General features: G+C 56.2%; 16 protein-coding genes and 1 riboswitch. Of the genes, 6 read left to right on the top strand and 10 right to left on the bottom strand.

Annotated elements, in window-relative coordinates; all coding sequences use genetic code 11:
- Positions 1 to 25 precede the first annotated feature (25 nt).
- Together PV433_RS25555 and PV433_RS25550 are read right to left on the bottom strand one after the other, a co-directional pair.
- Positions 26 to 2503, bottom strand: a complete 2478-nt coding sequence (locus PV433_RS25555) for a family 78 glycoside hydrolase catalytic domain (protein WP_332074858.1) — start codon at positions 2501 to 2503, stop codon at positions 26 to 28.
- Between the two features lie 16 nt (positions 2504 to 2519).
- A complete protein-coding gene (locus PV433_RS25550) occupies positions 2520 to 3800 on the bottom strand; it encodes an ABC transporter substrate-binding protein (protein ID WP_332074857.1) in 1281 nt (426 codons plus the stop codon).
- 425 nt (positions 3801 to 4225) lie between these two features.
- Between PV433_RS25550 and PV433_RS25545 the strand changes: the two genes are divergently transcribed.
- Genes PV433_RS25545 through PV433_RS25525 form a run of 5 tightly spaced genes read left to right on the top strand, consistent with a single transcriptional unit; the run spans position 4226 to position 9139 of the window.
- Positions 4226 to 5365, top strand: coding sequence for a serine hydrolase domain-containing protein (locus PV433_RS25545; protein ID WP_332074856.1), 1140 nt, complete (start codon positions 4226 to 4228; stop codon positions 5363 to 5365).
- A gap of 32 nt (positions 5366 to 5397) precedes the next feature.
- Positions 5398 to 6546: a serine hydrolase domain-containing protein gene (locus tag PV433_RS25540; protein WP_332074855.1), complete on the top strand. Its 1149-nt coding sequence runs from the start codon at positions 5398 to 5400 to the stop codon at positions 6544 to 6546.
- A gap of 1 nt (position 6547) precedes the next feature.
- The gene (locus tag PV433_RS25535) at positions 6548 to 7348 is read left to right on the top strand and encodes an ABC transporter permease (RefSeq protein WP_332074854.1); all 801 of its coding nucleotides are present in this window, start codon (positions 6548 to 6550) and stop codon (positions 7346 to 7348) included.
- Positions 7345 to 8133 (top strand): ABC transporter permease, encoded by a 789-nt coding sequence (locus PV433_RS25530; RefSeq protein ID WP_332074853.1) that lies wholly within the window; start codon positions 7345 to 7347, stop codon positions 8131 to 8133. Before PV433_RS25535 ends, PV433_RS25530 begins: the two co-directional genes overlap by 4 nt.
- A 7-nt stretch (positions 8134 to 8140) precedes the next feature.
- Complete coding sequence (locus PV433_RS25525) at positions 8141 to 9139, top strand: ABC transporter ATP-binding protein (protein WP_332074852.1); 999 nt, start codon at positions 8141 to 8143, stop codon at positions 9137 to 9139.
- A 238-nt stretch (positions 9140 to 9377) separates the two neighbouring features.
- Here PV433_RS25525 and PV433_RS25520 read toward each other — a convergent pair whose 3' ends face one another.
- The 5 genes from PV433_RS25520 to dapA form a co-directional block, all read right to left on the bottom strand.
- A complete protein-coding gene (locus PV433_RS25520) occupies positions 9378 to 9695 on the bottom strand; it encodes a hypothetical protein (RefSeq protein WP_332074851.1) in 318 nt (105 codons plus the stop codon).
- A 444-nt stretch (positions 9696 to 10139) separates the two neighbouring features.
- Positions 10140 to 10769, bottom strand: coding sequence for a DUF3298 and DUF4163 domain-containing protein (locus PV433_RS25515; protein WP_332074850.1), 630 nt, complete (start codon positions 10767 to 10769; stop codon positions 10140 to 10142).
- A gap of 552 nt (positions 10770 to 11321) precedes the next feature.
- Entirely contained in the window at positions 11322 to 11525 is a 204-nt protein-coding gene (locus tag PV433_RS25510) for a hypothetical protein (protein ID WP_332074849.1), read from the bottom strand.
- Positions 11526 to 11663: 138 nt separating this feature from the next.
- A riboswitch (cyclic di-GMP riboswitch) is annotated at positions 11664 to 11750 on the bottom strand.
- 74 nt (positions 11751 to 11824) lie between these two features.
- Positions 11825 to 12667 (bottom strand): class I SAM-dependent methyltransferase, encoded by an 843-nt coding sequence (locus PV433_RS25505; protein ID WP_332074848.1) that lies wholly within the window; start codon positions 12665 to 12667, stop codon positions 11825 to 11827.
- 88 nt (positions 12668 to 12755) lie between these two features.
- On the bottom strand, positions 12756 to 13637 hold the full coding sequence (gene dapA, locus PV433_RS25500) for a 4-hydroxy-tetrahydrodipicolinate synthase (RefSeq protein WP_332074847.1): 882 nt from the start codon (positions 13635 to 13637) through the stop codon (positions 12756 to 12758).
- A gap of 250 nt (positions 13638 to 13887) precedes the next feature.
- Here dapA and PV433_RS25495 point away from each other — a divergent pair, with 250 nt between their 5' ends.
- Positions 13888 to 14772: a LysR family transcriptional regulator gene (locus PV433_RS25495; RefSeq protein ID WP_332074846.1), complete on the top strand. Its 885-nt coding sequence runs from the start codon at positions 13888 to 13890 to the stop codon at positions 14770 to 14772.
- A 143-nt stretch (positions 14773 to 14915) separates the two neighbouring features.
- Here PV433_RS25495 and PV433_RS25490 read toward each other — a convergent pair whose 3' ends face one another.
- From PV433_RS25490 to PV433_RS25480, 3 genes are all read right to left on the bottom strand, one after another.
- Complete coding sequence (locus tag PV433_RS25490; protein WP_332074845.1) at positions 14916 to 15650, bottom strand: glycerophosphodiester phosphodiesterase; 735 nt, start codon at positions 15648 to 15650, stop codon at positions 14916 to 14918.
- Positions 15651 to 15868: 218 nt separating this feature from the next.
- Positions 15869 to 16423, bottom strand: coding sequence for a glycerol-3-phosphate responsive antiterminator (locus tag PV433_RS25485; RefSeq protein ID WP_332074844.1), 555 nt, complete (start codon positions 16421 to 16423; stop codon positions 15869 to 15871).
- Positions 16424 to 16480: 57 nt separating this feature from the next.
- On the bottom strand, positions 16481 to 17251 hold the full coding sequence (locus tag PV433_RS25480) for an HAD-IIA family hydrolase (protein WP_332074843.1): 771 nt from the start codon (positions 17249 to 17251) through the stop codon (positions 16481 to 16483).
- Between the last annotated feature and the right edge of the window lie 316 nt (positions 17252 to 17567).

Below are 17567 nucleotides of genomic sequence, written 5' to 3'. Positions count from 1 at the left end.
CTATCCTTAGCTGTGTATGAATGCCCTACGTTTCTTGCTCCGTCCATTCGAGAGCATGTCTGCCCGGGGGACAAATCCGCCCTCTGACGATCGCTTCGCTGCCCTCGGGCACAACCAGCTCCAAGCTGACCTGATCCTCCTGCCTGCGCACATCGATATGAAATTCCCCGGCAGGAGTGGCGACCGTTCCCTTGGCATGCGCCATGCCGAACAACCGGGGAGCTACATGCACCCGTTTGAAGCCCGGGGCCGCCGGACTTACCCCAAGAATCTGCTCCGCCATAAATACGATCGGCATCGCTGCCCAGGCATGGCTCGCGCTTTGATACCGCACGTCCCCTTGTGCCGTCCGGTAAAATACTTCCCAGTTTTCCCATGTCGTCGTAGCCCCCGCCTCCACCATGGCGCCGTACCTTTCGCGAATCATCTGCAGGACGAGACCGGATTGCCCGTGCGTGGAAAGCGCGCGGTATACGCTCAGCATAAAGTAGGGACTGGCTTTAAGAACCGGATAGCCGGCTTCCCGGAAAAATACGTTCCGCACGATGCGACCCGCTCGTTCCTCTCCCGGGCGGTGCAGATGAAGCAGCGCGAGACTGTTCGTAATCTCGCTGACCTTTTCGCTTTTTTTGCCGTTCACGGCGCAATCGGCGTAACCTCCTGCGGCTTCGTTCCATAAAAGCCGTTTGATGCCGTCCTCCACCCGATCAGCCAAACCTCCGAAGACGGCTGCCGCTTCCGCATCGTTTTCTTGATAGGCGAAATGGACGGCGACACGCAAAGCCTCCACATATTGCAGGTTAAGCGCGCCGATAATACCGCCCCTCGCTACATCCGGGGCCGATCCCGCCGGCAGTTCCCCCCAATCGATAAACGACCAGTACGGAACATCCTCCAGCACGCCTTCCTCGTTGATATACGCAGTAAACCAGCGAAGCGCCAGGACGATGTTCGGCCACCACTCGGCGACCTTGCTGTTGTCGGCCGTATAGAACTCGTAGTCGCTGAATGAACAAATCCACTGCAGGCAAAAAGACGGGATGGGGGGAAAGTTATGATGGCCGTCCGGATACCGCGATTTCGTCATCCCCGATTCATCCTGGGATTGCCCGATCTGCATGAGCAGCTTCGCGTGCAGCCGGCTGTCGCCGGTAAAGTAATAGTTGTAAATCGACTGTACGCGCCCGTCCCCCATCCACTGCTGCTGTTCGCGGCTGGACGAGTCCAGAAAACCGTCCTGCATGCAGCAGCGCAGCGTATGCGCCGATATCGTCCATATGCGCTCCAGCTCGTGATCCGGACACGCAAAACCCGAGGTTCGGGATGCGGGGTAATACCTCGTCCGGATGCCGACACGATGGAACGTAAGCGGCCCCTTATGATTCCGCACGCGAATCTGCACGTAGCGGAACGCCTTCCAGCCGAAGGCCAGCTCCAATTCGTTGCGTCCGCCGGCGAGAACGAACCGGTCGAAGGAGCGGTTGTTGTTCGCATTCAGCAGCGCTTTACCTTCCCATAATTCTTCGGCATAAACCACATCGAGAATATCTCCTTCCGCCCCGGTCACGTCCAACTGCAGGAAACCCACTTCCATGCGGCCGAAATCAAAGGTGACAACGGATGCCTTTCCTTGCTCTGTCCGCTGCACGGTATATTCAGCCGTCCCGACACTGTCCATAGAAGAAACGGTCAGCCCGGCTTCCTCTTCCATAATCTGCTTATGCAGCCGATCCACCGCCTCCGGCCGTTCGCCCAGCTCGCCGATCCCTGCGATACGGCAAGCAGTAACCTCACCTTCTTCGAGCAGCGGAATGTCCCGCGGGACGAGGTTCCAGAACGGCGACAATTGGCGGTTCCGCGCTTTGGCCGACATCCAATCCCCATCGTCGTATCCGGGCTGCTGCCACTGGCCGTCCTCGAGCCGCGCATCGTAAACTTCCACCGGTCCTTGACAGCCGTTAATACGCGGTGCATTCCGTTCATAGGCGGGATGCAGGCTGCATTTCCAGCTTGCGTCGCTGGCGATCCGCGTGCAGCCCCCGTCCTCCTGATCGACCGTACATTCCACCAGCAGCGCCGGAATCCGGTGAACGGATTGTCCCGTGCCGTAACCGTAGTGGAGAGCGAGAACGGCAATCGTATTAGGTCCGGGTACAAGCAGGGCGCTAATCTCCCATACGTCGTAATATTGCCAGCGCGGATCGCTCCGGCACGGTCCCCGGCCCACGTAATGGCCGTTGATGTACAGCATGTACCGGGAGTCGGCAAAAATCCGAAGCTCGCTTCGTTTGGCAGTCCCGGGCAGTTCGAATTCGTGACGGAACCGGCAAAACGAATTTTTTGGCTGCTCGTAATGCGTTTCAACCTCGGACGGATGCCAGATGATCGACGTTCGGCGATCCCACGGGATTTTTTCATGTACCGGACGCTGGCGGAAAAAACGATGCATCCGGCTTTCCGCGGCATGACCTTCCCTGGCGGATTGCGGTTCTTTGGCAGTCATCGAATGGATCATCCTTTCATTTGTTTCGGGCTGATTGTTCTTGCACTTCGTCGTATTTTTTCTGAATCGCTTCCTGTGCATTGCGATTTGCAGTATTGACGTCCAGCTGATTGGTGTTCATTCCCTTGATCTGGGCGGCAAGCACGGCGTCCCCTTGCTCCGTAATTTTGTCCGCGACATAAATCGACGTCTTGCGGTTCTTCACTGCGTCCACATGCTTGCCGAGTTTCTCTCCTTTCTCGAAGATAGCCACCGTATCCTCCTGCAGCTCGCCGCTGAGCAAATAAGAGAGCACCTCAAACGCCGCTTCCTTCTTCTTGCTGGTCGATGTGAGAACGAATACGCCGCCTTCGGGCGGTACTACTCCCGGTGCATCCGGAAAGGACGGAAAGGTCGCGATATCCCAGCGGAATTCCTTGTCGTATTTCTCTGCGTTCAAGAACAGCTCCCGCACCGAGCCCGCCCACATGGCAAAATTCTTGTCATTCGTGAACGTCGTGATGCCGTTTGGCGGCGCCACTCTGTTTTGTTCGTCATAGAGTCGTTTATTCACGCGAAAGAGGTCCACCCATTTCTGCCCGGACAAGTCGACCTTTCCCTGCTGGTTGACGTAATTGAGTCCCTGCTGCCAGGTCAGGACGCCGGACGGATTGTTCACATGCAGCCCGTAATAGGCTTGGCCGCCATCCATCCGCGTCAGTTTTTTGCCAAGATCGATCGCATCATCCCACGTCATTCCGTCTTTCGGGTACGCTACACCGAATTGATCGAATCGATCTTTATTGTAGGCGAGCGCATAGGTCGAGTACGTTTTGTTCGTGGAATCTGGAAGAGCAATCAGTTGTCCGTTGCCGCTGTAGCGCCGGATCGATTCCAGGTTTTCCGGGCGAAACTTGTTGAGATCGAATTGGTTCGCAGAGACCATCGGACTTAAATCAGTGCCCAGCTTCAACTCCTGCACTTCGGGAAGCTTTCGGTACACCACATTAATCAAATCCGGCATATCGTTGGAAGCAAGCAGCTTCTCCAGTCCCACGTTCACGCTTTTGTATTCGAACGTGACATGCGGGAATTTCGCCTTCACCTGCGGATTTTCCGATATTTTCAGCTTAAATTGCTCTTCCGTCCCCGTCATTCCGAAAACGAGCGTGACCGGCTCATTGCTTTTCGGTTTTGCAGCGCCCGGTTCAGGCGCTCCTGTTGCTGACGGATCATTTGGCTTGCCGCAAGCGGCCAACGAGCATATAACGAAAGCGCTTACCAAAGAAACCTTCCAGAATCTTTTCATCTTTTCCATCGACTCCCTCTTCTTCGCAACTTTTTGGACAGCATCATAACTACGCTACAAACGTTCGCAACATTCGCTATCTATTTCTTTTGAGCAAATTCCGCGTTTCACTATTTATCGCCCGCATTCACGAAAAACCGGTATTAAGGAGGCGCCTCCAACCTATTCTTCATTTGCATTATAGAATTAATCCAGACCGATAAAAATGCATTTTCTATTTTCAAATCATATACAAACTGTCGACTGCACCTTCAAGCTGTTCCCGGACAGGTGTTCCCTTTTCCCCGGGACGGTTTTTCTTGCAGTCCTTACGATTTCGGAAAAAACGGATAAACTAAAACGCCCCATAGACGGAACGTACGTTCTGTCATATAATGGATAAACATCTGGTCATTTCAGGAATCAATTCTATATTTGGGAAGCGAGGAATCGGTATGATCCGAGAAACGGAAGTGCCGCTGTACCATGACGGACGGACAGACGCGACTCCTGAACAAGCCGCCTACGATCCGGCGCGGTTAGCCAGGCTCGACGAGCATTTGTCGGAGCTGATCAGTCACAATAAGCTGCAATGCGGCAGCTATTTGCTGGCGCGAGACGGGCGTATTTTCGCGCACCGGGCGATGGGCAAGCTGACTTACCGGGAAGGCAGCCCGGACTTGATGCCGGACAGCATCCGCAAGACGTATTCGGTCACCAAGTTTTTCACCGCGGTCGCCGTCATGCAACTGATCGAGGAAGGCAAGCTGTATTTGGAACAAGCGGTGTCAACCGTGCTGAAGCCGTTCGATACGCCGCTGCACCGGTCGATTACCGTGTTTCACCTGCTTACTCATACATCGGGCGTATATCCGGACCCCGGCTGCATGATGGAGCCGTATCCGACCGCCTGGTTCGGCGGTTTGAAGGGGTACGACGATTGGGTTACGAATGCGATATCGGGCCCGCTCTCCTCCAAACCAGGCGAACAATACGCCTACTCCAGCTGCGGCTATGCCATTTTGGGCGAGATCATCGCCAAAGTGTCGGGCATCCCGTACGAGCAATACATACTCGAGCGCATCCTGGAGCCGCTCGGCATGACGCGGACGTTTTTCAAGGTGCCGGTCCATTTGCGCGATGAAGTATGCGTGACGAGCGACTGGCAGGTCGAGGAGCTGGAGTGGAGCGAAGAACGCGCGGACGGTCCTCCCCCGGCCGGAGGCGGCTTGTATTCGACGCTTGAGGATATGTGGAAGCTCGGACAAATGATGCTGGACGGCGGAACGTTCGGCGGCGTCCGCATCCTGAGCCGGAAATCGGTCGAGGCGATGACCAAAAATAAGCTGTCCGGCGTCAAAACCCACGTATGGGGAAGCCACGTTACCGACTACCAGTTCGGGCTCGGCTTATTCCTGACCACGCCTACGATCGAGACGCCGGGAACGTACGGGCACGAGGGCTTCGGCCGGTGCGGCATCAAGGTCGACCCGGAGGAGCGGTTCGTAGCCGTATTTATCGTACCGACCGGGATTCAATGGGCCCCCGAATCGGTCATCGGAACAAAAGCCGTCATCTGGTCGGGCTTGCTGTAATCACGAATCGACGACGAAAAGAGGGATCGCTAATGGCAATCGAACAGCAGCATGCAAGCTCCATCCATCTGGGGCATACGGACGCAAGCCCGTCCGAGGTAGGCTTCGACGGCGGACGGCTTGAGGTGCTGGACCGGCATTTCCAACAGTTGATCGGGGACGGAAAGCTCCAAGCCGCCTCCTATTTGCTTGCCCGACATGGCAAAATATTCGCCCATAAATCGATGGGCCGAAGAGTCGGGTTCGAGGATGGCGGCGATCTGCAGCCGGACTCGCTGCGCCGAATCGCCTCCACGACGAAAGCGTTTACAGCTGTCGCCGTCATGAAGCTCGTCGAAGACGGCAAGCTGTATCTCGAACAGCCCGTATCCACGATTTTGCCGGAATTCGACACCCCCTTGCATAAAACGATCACCGTGTTTCACCTCCTCACGCACACGGCGGGCATTTGCCCGGACCCGGGCTATTACTTGGAGCCGTATCCGCGGGGCTGGTGGAACGCGAGCGAGCAGGATAATTGGATCAAGGGCGTCTTGTCCGGTCCTCCGCGAAGCAAGCCCGGGGAGTTTTACAACTATTCCAGCTCGGGCTACGGCATTCTCGGCGAATTGATCGGCCGCGTAACCGGCATGCATTACAACGACTACGTCGAGCAGGCGATTATCGGGCCGCTAGGGATGGACCGGACCTTTTTCGATGTGCCGGAACCGTTCCGCGACGAAGTATGCCTTGTCGCGCCGTTCGACGCGGAACGTTTGACGACGAGCACGAAGCAGCCGGGCAAAATGCCGCGTGCCGGAGGCGGATTGCATTCCACGCTGACGGACTTATGGAAGTTCGGTCAAATGATGCTGGACAAAGGAGCGTTTCGCGGCAGCCGCGTCGTCAGCCGGAAAACGGTGGAGGCGATGACCCGCAACCAGCTGTTCAAGGTACCGGCATACGCCTGGGGCGTGCAAATTCCGTCCAAAAACTACGGGCTGGGGCTCAATTTGTTTCTGGAGAGAGGCGAGCTGAAGACGCCGGCGACGTTCTCCCACGAAGGGGCGGGCCGCTGCGCGCTGCATATCGACCCCGTCGAGCAGCTGGTCGCCGTCTATTTCGTGCCGACCGCGCACGACGGATTTTTGCCCGAATCGATTATCCATCCGAGCAATATCATTTGGTCGGGCTTGCGTTGACATGCTGCGGGTATTAAAATCCGTCGCTTTCGTCACCTACAAGGAGTGGGCGGCATATCGTTCGCATATGGCCGTCTCTCTCTTCGTAGGGCCCGTTCTGTTTCTCGTTCAGCTGCTCATCTGGCAGGCGGTGTTCTCCTCGAGGGATACGGTCGGCGGATTGAATCTGACGCAAATGCTGACCTATTACGGCATTATAACGGTCATCCATTATGCCATCTTCGACTTCGCCGACTGGAATTTGCAGATGCTGATCCGCACCGGCAAATTTCTCACCTTCCTGCTCAGGCCGGTGTCGCACCGCTGGTTCGCCTTGTCGCAGAAAGCGGGCCACCGTCTGCTCGGCTTTTGGCTCGAGCTCGTCCCCGTCGCCCTTATTCTGTACTTCGGCTTCCATATCGATCTGATACCCGAGTATCCGGTGTGGGCCGTCATATCGATTGGCTTAAGCTTTCTGATGATGTTTCTCGTCAATTACTGCATCGGCCTCACCGCCTTCTGGCTGACGAACGCGCACGGGATTCGCGGGATGTTCCATCTGCTTCGCGACTTATCGGCAGGCGTCTTGATCCCGCTCACCTTGTTGCCGGATACGCTGCAAAAAATCTTGTTCGTGCTGCCGTTCCAATTTATCGTGTACGTGCCGACCCGGGTGGTTATCGGCTCTTACGAGTTAGGGGGCATAACGATGTCGATCCCGCAAATCGTTGCCGTTCAGGCGGCTGCCGTTCTCGTCATGTGGCTCGTCTCCGAATGCTTGTGGCGGCTCGGAATCCGGCATTTTACGGGGGTGGGAGCATGACGAAGACGAATGGGCTTGTCGCCTATGCGGAAATCGTCAAAACATCAATCGCCAGCCGAATGGCCTACCGCGGCGATTTCTGGATCAGCTCCCTGATGACGATCGCCGGGGAGCTGGTCGTGCCGCTCCTTACGTTTCTCATCTATCGCTCGGGCGCTTCCTTCCCCGGGTGGAGCCTGAATGAGGTGCTGCTCATTCAGGCGGTGTTCCTGCTGTCCAAAGGCATCGCCTTTCCGTTTTTCTTCGGGATCGTCTGGAATACGCTCGACAGAGTCCGGGAAGGAACGTTCGATCTGCTGCTCATCAAGCCGCGCTCCGCGCTGTACATGGCGCTGGTCACCGGCTTTCAGCCTGACGGCTTAGGGCGTCTGCTGGGCGGCGTGCTGCTGCTCGGAGTGGCCGCTTCGCTCGTTCCGGCCGCAGGAATCGCCGGCTGGCTGTTGTTTGCGGTGCTGATGCTACTGTCGGTCATGGTGCTATTCTCGTTCGCGCTGTTCATGTCCGGCCTGCTGTTCCGCTGGGTCGGCAGCAGCCGCGTCTACGACATATTCGATTCGGTCACATCGTTCGGGCTGTATCCCCGGACCGTCTTCTCGAAATCGTTCGTCGGCCTCGTGCTCCATGCCGTTCCGGTCATGATGATCGGCTTTATCCCGGCGTCCGCGCTGCTCGGCAAGCTGCCGCAAGACGTATGGATCGCCGCTGCCGTCAGCTTCGCCTTTTTCCTGCTCAGTCTGGCGTTCTGGCACCGGATGCTGGGCAACTATACGAGTGCGGGTGGTTAAGTTTAACATGAACATGCTGATCGAAGTACGCGAGCTGTGCAAAACGTATACGACGCATCAACGCGGCCATACGTTCAAGGAAGCTCTGAAAAGCCTGGTTTTCCGCAAAACGGTCGAGGTGCCAGCCGTGAAAGGCATCTCGTTCCAGGTGCGGCAAGGCGAAATCGTCGGATTTCTCGGCCCGAACGGAGCCGGCAAATCAACGACGCTCAAAATATTAACCGGCGTGCTTCATCCGACCGCAGGCGAAGTCCGAGTGATGGGATACGTCCCCTGGAAGCAGCGCAAAAGCTACGTCGCTCGCATAGGCGCCGTATTCGGCCAGAAATCCCAGCTGCTGTGGGATATTCCGCCGCTCGACGCCTTTTATATGAACAAAGCGATCTACTCGATTCCGCAGTCCGAGTTCGAAGAAACGCTCGAAGAGCTGACGGCACTGCTCGATGTCCGGGACGTGATGCGCAAGCCGACGCGACAGCTATCGCTAGGGGAACGGATGAAATGCGAATTTATGATGGCGATGCTGCACCGCCCGCAAATCGTCTTCCTGGACGAGCCGACGATCGGCCTCGATGTGATCGCCAAGGACAAAATCCGCGAGTTCATTCTGAAGATGAACCGCAAAGGCGTCACCTTCATCCTGACGACCCACGATCTCGACGATGTCGAGCATTTGGCCGAGCGCGTCATCGTAGTCAATCACGGCGAAGTCGTCTTCGACGATACGATTCAAGCGATGCGGGGCCATGTCGGCGGCGGGAAAATGATCCGTCTGCTGACCGCGGAGCCTTTCCCCGAGCTGCAAATACCCGGCGTTACCGTGGTACGGATGCTGTCCGAGCATGAGGCCGAAATCGAGTTGAACACGGGCGTTCTGAATATCAGCGAATTTATCGCGACGATGAACGGCATGTGCACGCTGCTCGATATGTCCGTTCAGGAGCTGACGATCGATCGGGTCATCAAACAATTGTATTTGACGCATTCGCCACGAACGGATGGATGACGCACTTTTCCATTGTCGATGGGGAGATTCGAAGCAAAACGTAAGGGCCGGAGAAATTGTTCAATCGGTATTTCCCTGCAAAAAGGACCTCATCCTCCACTTGGCCGTGGAATTGAGGTCCTTTCGGTTTCGGAGCTCGGTTTGGAGCTCGCTCCAGTACTGCCGGGCATTTGGGGACAGCCCCTCGTGTATGGAACTCTGCATAGTGTGCCTAGTCCGCGCCGGGGGCCGCCCGTTCCTACGAGCTGGAATAGCTTTTATGCTTGCGCCTGTAGTACTTGTAACCCTGATTATGGTGATACTGGTTCGGATGCTGGTTCGGATATTGGTTTGGATATTGGTTCGGATGCTGGTTTGGGTACTGGTTCGGGTTCTGGTTCGGATATTGGTTTGGGTATTGGTTCGAATACTGATTCGGGTGCTGATTCGGATAGTTCGGGTAATGCGGCGGGTAACCGCCTTGTCTCTTATAGTAGTCGCTGCTGGAATATCTCGAATAGTGTCTTTTGGAGCTCAGCTTCTTATGCAATAAATCTTGTAGCATTCGTTTTAACATTGGCGTATCCTCCTTCGCCTTTTGGTTGTTATTACGCAGAAAATGGGACTTGGTTTCAAAGCTGCAAAATAATCAGCTTACGGGGCTTACGGGCTTACGAACCTAGGACCCCTTATTTGGCTAACATGCAGCGATTTGGATTTGTTACGAACTCCAGAGATGCTATTTCCTGCATCAGTTCGCACTCCCGCCCATGTTCAACTCCATAAGGTAGCTGGGATTCGTTAGATCTGTTATGAAGTCTTGTTACGGCTATAAGAACGATACGGTTCATTAGCTCAAGACCTTAAGCTCATAAGCTCGACCTGCGGGTTTGCGTTTTTTACGCCGGAGGACAGAAGTCGCAATAGCTCGCTCGTCCAAAGCCGTGTATAAAAAAAGAGCGGCAAACCGCTCAAAAACGATTCTGTACATTGTGTACCCCAAATTACGTGCGCCGAATCTTCAGACCACGGCGTGCTGAAGCTTGCCGATCGGTCCTTCGGGATCGGCTATATCCGCTATTTCCGTATACGGAATCGGGAACGTCGGGAACCCGTAAGCGTAGGGCGTATATTCGTACAATTGGAAATACACGACAAGCTCGCTCGGAGTTAAATAATAGTCCTGATCCGGACCGACTCCCTTGAACGCTTTACCTTCCAGGATCGGCATGTCGTTCTCCTCGATTTGCCGCTTTAGAATCGCGTCAATATGTGCCTTATACCCGCTCCCATCGCGGAACAGATCATCAAAATCGTAATCGTCCCCGTCCCACAAGTCCATCGTCAGCGACTTTTGCAGCGTGATGCCGTGAGCCGCTCCTTTTGCATAGGCGTAGTTTTGGAACACAATGCTGATCAGCCCGTTTTCGTTCAGCATGACCTCATAGATGCCGGTCATTTCCTTGTTTTGGTCCTCGACATACCCCTGATCGCGAATCATCTGGTAGACGAGCTTCAGAATCCGGTCGTTGATCTCATGCTGCGCTTTCCGGTTCGGCAGCCCGGTCAGCTGCGGATAGCGGATTTGCAGCCGCGGCTTGATCATCACTTTTTTCGATATTTGGGCCGATAAATTGCGGAATTCCATCATGGCGACGGTACACCTCCTCCTCGCGGATCTTCGCCTAGTACTACCGATATTCAGCAGCAAGGAAAAGGTGCGCGCAAGATTGTATTTTTCCGGGAGAAGCCACAATTAAGCCTCGCATGATTTGAGAAAAACCTTTCGATAAAAACGTCCGGGCGATCCTTTGATGTACGAGCTATACGTTAGGTGCACGGGAGACAGTGGGCACCTTCGGTCGGGAGCCGCTCGTTGATGGGGGTTGACGGCAACATACTCGTCTTCAATGAGGCTCGAAACCGTAAACCTCGTTCTTGCGGGCAAGAGTGTTCCTCTTCGCTGAACCGTATGCCCCGCGGGGAAATGTATGCACGCGGCTCTGAACAAAATAGGAGGCTTCGGCGAGGCTGTCGATTCATTATGGACAACCAAGTGGAAAGGGAAAAGTTACCTTCCACCGCTCCTATTCCGTGTCGATGCGACACTTGCTGACTCGACCGGGAAAGAGGCTCTGAACTATCAAAAAAACCTCCCTGCGTCCGGAAGGCTCCCTTTGTTCGTATTCGGCTCGATTCGGACTTAGTTTCCTTTGTATTCCTGGCATGACAAGCAGGTCGTCACATTGACGCAGGTCGGATGGATGGGACCGGTAAACTTGGTGCAATAAATGGGGGTTTTGTACTCCACATTCGAGGAAATTAAGGAGCAATATTTGCAATTGCCGATCAGTTCGACCGTTAACCGGTGCAAATCGGTTTTCAACTGCATTACTTCGTCGTTCATACGCGCATCACCCCCAGATTAAGGTCACGAATGACGTCAGGCACCGCTTCTCTCCAAGCGTTCCTAAGCCTCCGACACAAAAAAAGACGACGCCCTAAAGCGACGTCCGTCCGGTTTGATGACGACATGCATCAGCTTATGGGCAACCCGGCTGTCATGGCGAAGTTCGCTGTAGACCCGTGGCTTTGCGCCCCTGGCTTTCGCCCAGGTTTGCCTTTATCCGATAATTCCTATCAACTATGCCCATAGTACCACAAATTTCCGGAGTCATTAATAGGCATTTTGGACTATTTTGAGACTTAAGGCGCAAATGCCAATATCCGCAGCCTCCAGTAATCGGCCACCCAGCGTCCTTCCCGGAACAAGACCGGGCGCGCCAAACGTTTCACTTCCTCGTACGCTTCTTCTTTCCGGGTATCGGTCAGTCCGGTGAAAAAGGCGCCGCCGAACATATCCAGCCAATGGTCCATTCCCCTCTCGCCGTCCTCCAGCGGAGTCGGCCGCGAATAGTGCAGCGCATATCCGACACGGAAGCCGGAAGCTTCAAGCAGTGACGCATATTGTCCGACCGATGGAAAATACCACGGATTGCGCGGCTCCGGATCGACGCCGAAGCTCTCCAGCGTCCGGTAGATCGCCGCAACGATCGCGCCAACGTTGTCCTTCCCGCCGAACTCGGCTACAAAACGCCCGCCAGGGACAAGGACGTTCCGGACGGCCCGGACAACGCCTTCCGGATCTGTCATCCAGTGAAGGGCGGCGTTGGATAATACGGCGTCGAACCGCCGGTCCGTCTCATACGATTGGCCGTCCGCAACCTCGAAGACCAGCCCCGGATATTTCGCCCGGGCCGCTTCGATCATCTCCGCCGAGAAATCGATCCCGTGTACCACCGCTCCCCGGTCCGCCAGCACCCGGCACAAATCGCCGGTTCCGCAGCCGACGTCAAGCACCGCTTCGCCCGGTTGTACATCCAGCAGATCGACCAGCGATTTGCCGAACTCGGACACAAATCCGAGTCTCGAATCGTACAAGGCGGCATCCCAGCCATGGGACGACTCCGGACGTCCCCCGGCACCCGTACCACCTGTTGCGGCACTCACACCATCTCCGTCTTTCTGACCATAGGGTTCCATTCTCATCTTCACGCACATCCTTCCTTCTATTTAGTAGTAATTGTGAAGGATGTTTCGTTATTGGTCCAATATATGAAATGGATAGTATTTATAGTTACTGCCTATTACATGTAAGCAATTCTGCCAGCTTCCGCTCCAGTCCTTCGCTGACAGGCATCATCGGAAGCCTTACCCGATCCGAGAGCAGCAGTCCGGTTTGCTTCATCATCCATTTTACCGGCGAAGGGTTCGGTTCGGCGAACAGCAGGCCGATCAGCGGCACCAGCTTATCGAACTTCTCCCTCGCTTCCGGCCAGCAGCCCCGAGAGAACTGCTCATATACCTCGACGAAACGGCCCGTATACATATTCGCGGAAGCCATCATCGCTCCGCTAGCCCCGCAGCATAAAGCTGCGAAGAAGTATAGGTCGTCCCCGCACAGCAGCGCTTTGTCCGTATGACCGGACAGCTCGATGAAGTTGCGGACTCCGCCGGTGCTCTCTTTAATTCCCGCCACGCCTTCGATCCCGAGAATCGCGGCGATGTCGCCGGAGGTCAGCTCCAGGCCGGTCCGGTGCGGGATATGGTAAGCGACGACCGGGAGCCCGGCATCGGCGACCCGCCGGTAATGCTCCATCACTCCCTGCTTCGACGGACGGTTGTAATACGGCGTCACCACGAGCGCGCCGTCCGCTCCCAGCGCCTGAGCCTGCTTCGTCAGACTTACCGCTTCCGCCGTATCGTTCGAGCCCGTGCCGATCAGAATCGGAAACGTCCGCTCCCCCCTTGCCTCCAGCGCATTCTCCATCAAAAGGCGCACCTCTTCGGGGCGGACGGTCAGGCATTCCCCGGTCGTTCCGTTAATGACGATTCCGTGCGCGCGCTGGTCCATGAGAGTCTGCACGACGCGGCGGAAGCTGCCCGTATCCAGCTCGCCTTCCTCCGTAAAAGGGGTTACGACCGGAACGATAACGCCTTTTAATTGCTCAGTCAACATATCGGATCACTCCTCGTCTGGGATTGTCGCCGGCCGCATCGTTCCGGCTCTGACAACAATGTAGCACATACAATGCGATCGGAGTTAGCTATAATAAACGATTTATACAATCGGCTTTATCGATGAATGGTCAAGTGAAAAGGCTGATTTCTTCTATCTCTTCGTGATTAATACCCAATCAAATCGGAATTAGCTATAATAAAGAATAGAAACAATCGGAATTTTCGATGGAGTAAGGATGGTGAGAGGTGTGGATGAAACATTAATGCGGACGTTTCGCGAGACGGCGCGCCTATTACATATAACCCGAGCGGCGGAAGCGCTCGGGTATGCTCAATCCAGTGTAACCGCGCAAATCCGCAAGCTCGAGGCGGAGTACGGCGTACCGCTGTTCGAGCGCAGCGGACGCGGCATCCGGCTTACCCCCGGAGGACGGCAACTGCTTGCCTTTGCAGACCGGTTTCTCGATCTCGCCGAGGAATCCAAGCAGGCCGTGTCCGCAGAGTCGGCCGGATCGCTGCGGATCGGCACGATCGAATCGATGGCGGCGTTCGTGCTGCCGCCTTACGTAAGGCGGATGAAAGAGGCGTTTCCGCAAACCGAGCTGCTGCTGCAAACATCCGGCGAAGACGAACTGCTTCAGGGCGTATTGCAGGGCGAATACGACGCCGCCCTGTTCCTGGAGCGCAAATGCTCCGACCCGGATCTCGTCACCATCCCGCTATGGGAAGAACCGCTGGTGCTGGTCGCAAGACCGGACCATCCGCTGGCGGACGCCGCGGAAGTGGTGCCCGGCGATTTCGCCGGACACGCCTGGGTCGCCCCGGAGCGCAGCTGCGCGTACCGCGGCGCCCTCGCCGGGCTGCTCGCCGACTGCGGCGTACGGCCGCAAATATCCTGCGAGCTCGGCAGCGTCGAGGCGATCAAGCGCTGCGTCCTGCACGGCCTAGGCATGGCGCTGCTGCCCCGCTGCGCGGTCGAAGCCGAGCTCGCGGGCGGCCAATTGCGGGCGCTGCCGTTCTCGCAGCCCGAGCTGCGGCTGTACGTCCTGCTCGTCTATCCCGCCGGGCGCTGGGTATCCCGCGCGCTCGAAGGGTTTATCGCGATGATGCGGGAGTCGGCCGCTACATCCTAAGCTTGGTTTGGTCTATCAAGGCTTGGTCTAGGTGAGCCTGGTCTGGCTTGGCTTAGTCCGGCTCAGCTTGATCTGGTTCAGCCTGGTCTGGCTCAGCCTCGATCTGACTTGATTTCGGCTTCAGCTCCGGCCTCATCCTCGTCTCAGCTTTCCAGCAGCCGTTTCAGTCTGCCCGGATAATCGGTAATGATGCCGGAGACGCCCAGATCGATCATTTGCTTCATCTTCTCTTCCTCATTGATCGTCCACGGGTATACTTGCAGCCCTTTTTCCACGGCATCCTGAACCGCTTGCTTGTCAAGCCGCGCCCAGTAAGGATGCAGCGAATAAACCGGACCGTCGAGCAGACCGGCCATCCGGTAATGCTTCGAGATGTTGAAGCTGTACAAGAGACCGATGCGGATCTCCGGCTCGAGCGCCTTCAGCCGCTCCAGACAGACGAAGTCGAACGAGGAGACGAAGACGCTGTCCAGCCGCTGCTTCCGCTTCAGCAGAGAGAGGAGCGCAGGCTCCAATTGGCCGTCTGCGGCGCCTTTGACCTCGACATTGATCTGAACGTCGGAAGGCACCAGGTCGAGCACTTCCTCCAGAAGCGGGATGCGCTCCCCGGCGAATTTCTCGTTATACCAGCTGCCGGCATCGGCACGCTTCAGTTCCTCCACCGTCATCTTGCGGATTTCGCCCTTCAGGTCGGTCGTCCGGTCCAGGGTGGCGTCATGGCATACGATGATTTCCCCATCCTTCGACAAGTGGACGTCCAGCTCAATACCGGTGCAGCCTTGCTCGAGACCGAGCGCGAATGCGCCGAGCGTGTTTTCCGGGGCTTCTCCTGCCGCCCCCCGGTGCGCGATGACCATTACATTGCTTTTGGAACTCATTGTCGTTTCCTCCCGTGTTCGAATAGTGGACCTGCGGAGCGAAGCTTTCGGAATGAAAAAAGACCGGGACGATCGCGCGAACGAGCCGGAAAAGCTAATCTTTTCGCATGACGAAAAAACGCCGCTCCGGCCTATTCGGGCAATCTCTCGGTCTCCTCACCCAGACAGGTCGTACTTCATAGAAGTTCAGGTATGTATAAGTCCGACTGGCGGACGACTTACCACAGATCGTGGGCGCCTACGGATACGGCGAGCGCGCCGGCCCTCAGCCCTTCGTCGATTTCTTGCTGATTCCCGACAAGTCCCCCGGCAATAATCGGAAGGGGGGTCATCGTCGTCATCTCCCGGATAATGCGGGGCATGATGCCCGGCATCACTTCGATCGCGTCGGGAGAACTTTGCTCCACCGCTTTAATGCCGCGCACGACGGCGTTGCGGTCGATCAGGAAGATGCGCTGGATCGCGAGCAGACCGTGATCCTTGGCGGCTTTGATCAGCATGCTTTTGGTGGAGATGATGCCGGTCGGCCTGACATGTTTGGCGATATAAGCCAGCCCGCCCTTGTCTGCGGCGATCCCTTCAATGAATTCCATATGCAGAAACACATGCTTGCCCGCTTGCGTGACCCGCTCGGTGAGCTCATGGATGTTCAGCAGCGACCCGGTCAATAAAAAAATGACGTTGACTTTCCCTTGAAGCGCAGCATCGAGATCGGATTCTTTCTGAACGGCGGCGATCGTCTGATGATCGACGAGATCGACTATCGGGTACATGTAAGGTCCTCCTGTAACAGACTATCCCCATTATAACACGGAACGGACGATCCCGGCCTATAAGTCCACAATTTTAACTATGCTGGGCAAAATGGTGCGCGGCCGGTCCGGCCCCGCTTCGGCCTGCTCTCTCGTCCCGACTCCCGTGAGCACAAGCACCGAATGCATCCCGGCGTCGTTCGCCATGCGGACGTCGGTTTCCAGCCGGTCCCCCACCACGAAGCAGCTCGTTGATTCCAGCCCCATATGCTGCAGTGCTTCCTCAGCTGCGATCCGGGACGGTTTGCCCGCTACGACGACGGCGGACTTGCCGAGCGCGCTCTCAAGCGCGGCGATAAAGGTGCCGGTATCCGGCAGCTGACCGTCCTCCAGCGGACAAGTAACGTCGGGATTGGAGGCGATCACGGCCGCCCCCCTCAGCGATGCTTGATACAGCGCGTTCAGCTTGTCGTACGTAAAGCTGCGGTCCCACGACAAGACGACGATATCCGCTTTCCCGGCGTCCTCCGTGTACTCGACCCCGTGCGCCTCCAGCTCTTGACGGATCGGCTCTTCGCCGATGACGTAGACGCGCTGGCCCGGCTTCAACGTTCTCTGCAAATATCTCGCTACGATGAGAGATGAGTTCAGCACATCGCCAATCTCCGTAGGTATCCCCATCCGGGTCAGCTTCTGTGCGTAGGAAGCGCGGGTCGCTATCGGCTTATTCGTCAAAAAAACAACCTTGTCGCCCCGCTCCCTCAAGATGCGGATCGCATCCGCCGCCCCTTCTATCATCCGGCTTCCCAAATATACCGTGCCGTCCAGATCAAAGATATATCCCTTCATGAGAAAAACCCTCGCTTTCCCCTTATGCCCGAAGGAACGGCCGGCCGGAAAAACAAAAAACCTACACCACAGTAAACACGCTTTCGCATTAACGAAGGCTGTGTTTACGGGTATAGGTTACTCCTGTTCTCGAACCAGACCGTTCTATTCGGTTGTTATGAATTATAGAGGGACGGGCTTGTACTTGTCAATCGTTGTTCCTTCAGGACCGCCCGCCGTCGCTGCAGCTCTACACTTGCTTCCCTCGGAACAGCGACAGGCCCTGGACCAGGAAGAGGACGGCCAGTGAAGCGGAATCGAATAAAAGATGGCAATT

This window comes from Paenibacillus sp. GYB004, from assembly GCF_036577605.1.
GTDB lineage: Bacteria > Bacillota > Bacilli > Paenibacillales > NBRC-103111 > Paenibacillus_AB > Paenibacillus_AB oceani.
This window is presented reverse-complemented; position numbering and strand designations above follow the sequence as displayed.

Bases quoted from the DNA above. Each gene is read 5' to 3' on its own strand.
- PV433_RS25485 (WP_332074844.1), bottom strand. From the start codon at position 16,423: ATGTACCCGATAGTCGATCTCGTCGATCATCAGACGATCGCCGCCGTT.
- PV433_RS25490 (WP_332074845.1), bottom strand. From the start codon at position 15,650: ATGAGTTCCAAAAGCAATGTAATGGTCATCGCGCACCGGGGGGCGGCA.
- PV433_RS25510 (WP_332074849.1), bottom strand. From the start codon at position 11,525: ATGAACGACGAAGTAATGCAGTTGAAAACCGATTTGCACCGGTTAACG.
- PV433_RS25555 (WP_332074858.1), bottom strand. From the start codon at position 2,503: ATGACTGCCAAAGAACCGCAATCCGCCAGGGAAGGTCATGCCGCGGAA.
- PV433_RS25550 (WP_332074857.1), bottom strand. From the start codon at position 3,800: ATGGAAAAGATGAAAAGATTCTGGAAGGTTTCTTTGGTAAGCGCTTTC.
- PV433_RS25480 (WP_332074843.1), bottom strand. From the start codon at position 17,251: ATGAAGGGATATATCTTTGATCTGGACGGCACGGTATATTTGGGAAGC.
- PV433_RS25515 (WP_332074850.1), bottom strand. From the start codon at position 10,769: ATGATGGAATTCCGCAATTTATCGGCCCAAATATCGAAAAAAGTGATG.
- PV433_RS25535 (WP_332074854.1), top strand. From the start codon at position 6,548: ATGCTGCGGGTATTAAAATCCGTCGCTTTCGTCACCTACAAGGAGTGG.
- PV433_RS25525 (WP_332074852.1), top strand. From the start codon at position 8,141: ATGAACATGCTGATCGAAGTACGCGAGCTGTGCAAAACGTATACGACG.
- PV433_RS25505 (WP_332074848.1), bottom strand. From the start codon at position 12,667: ATGAGAATGGAACCCTATGGTCAGAAAGACGGAGATGGTGTGAGTGCC.
- PV433_RS25545 (WP_332074856.1), top strand. From the start codon at position 4,226: ATGATCCGAGAAACGGAAGTGCCGCTGTACCATGACGGACGGACAGAC.
- dapA (WP_332074847.1), bottom strand. From the start codon at position 13,637: ATGTTGACTGAGCAATTAAAAGGCGTTATCGTTCCGGTCGTAACCCCT.
- PV433_RS25540 (WP_332074855.1), top strand. From the start codon at position 5,398: ATGGCAATCGAACAGCAGCATGCAAGCTCCATCCATCTGGGGCATACG.
- PV433_RS25530 (WP_332074853.1), top strand. From the start codon at position 7,345: ATGACGAAGACGAATGGGCTTGTCGCCTATGCGGAAATCGTCAAAACA.
- PV433_RS25520 (WP_332074851.1), bottom strand. From the start codon at position 9,695: ATGTTAAAACGAATGCTACAAGATTTATTGCATAAGAAGCTGAGCTCC.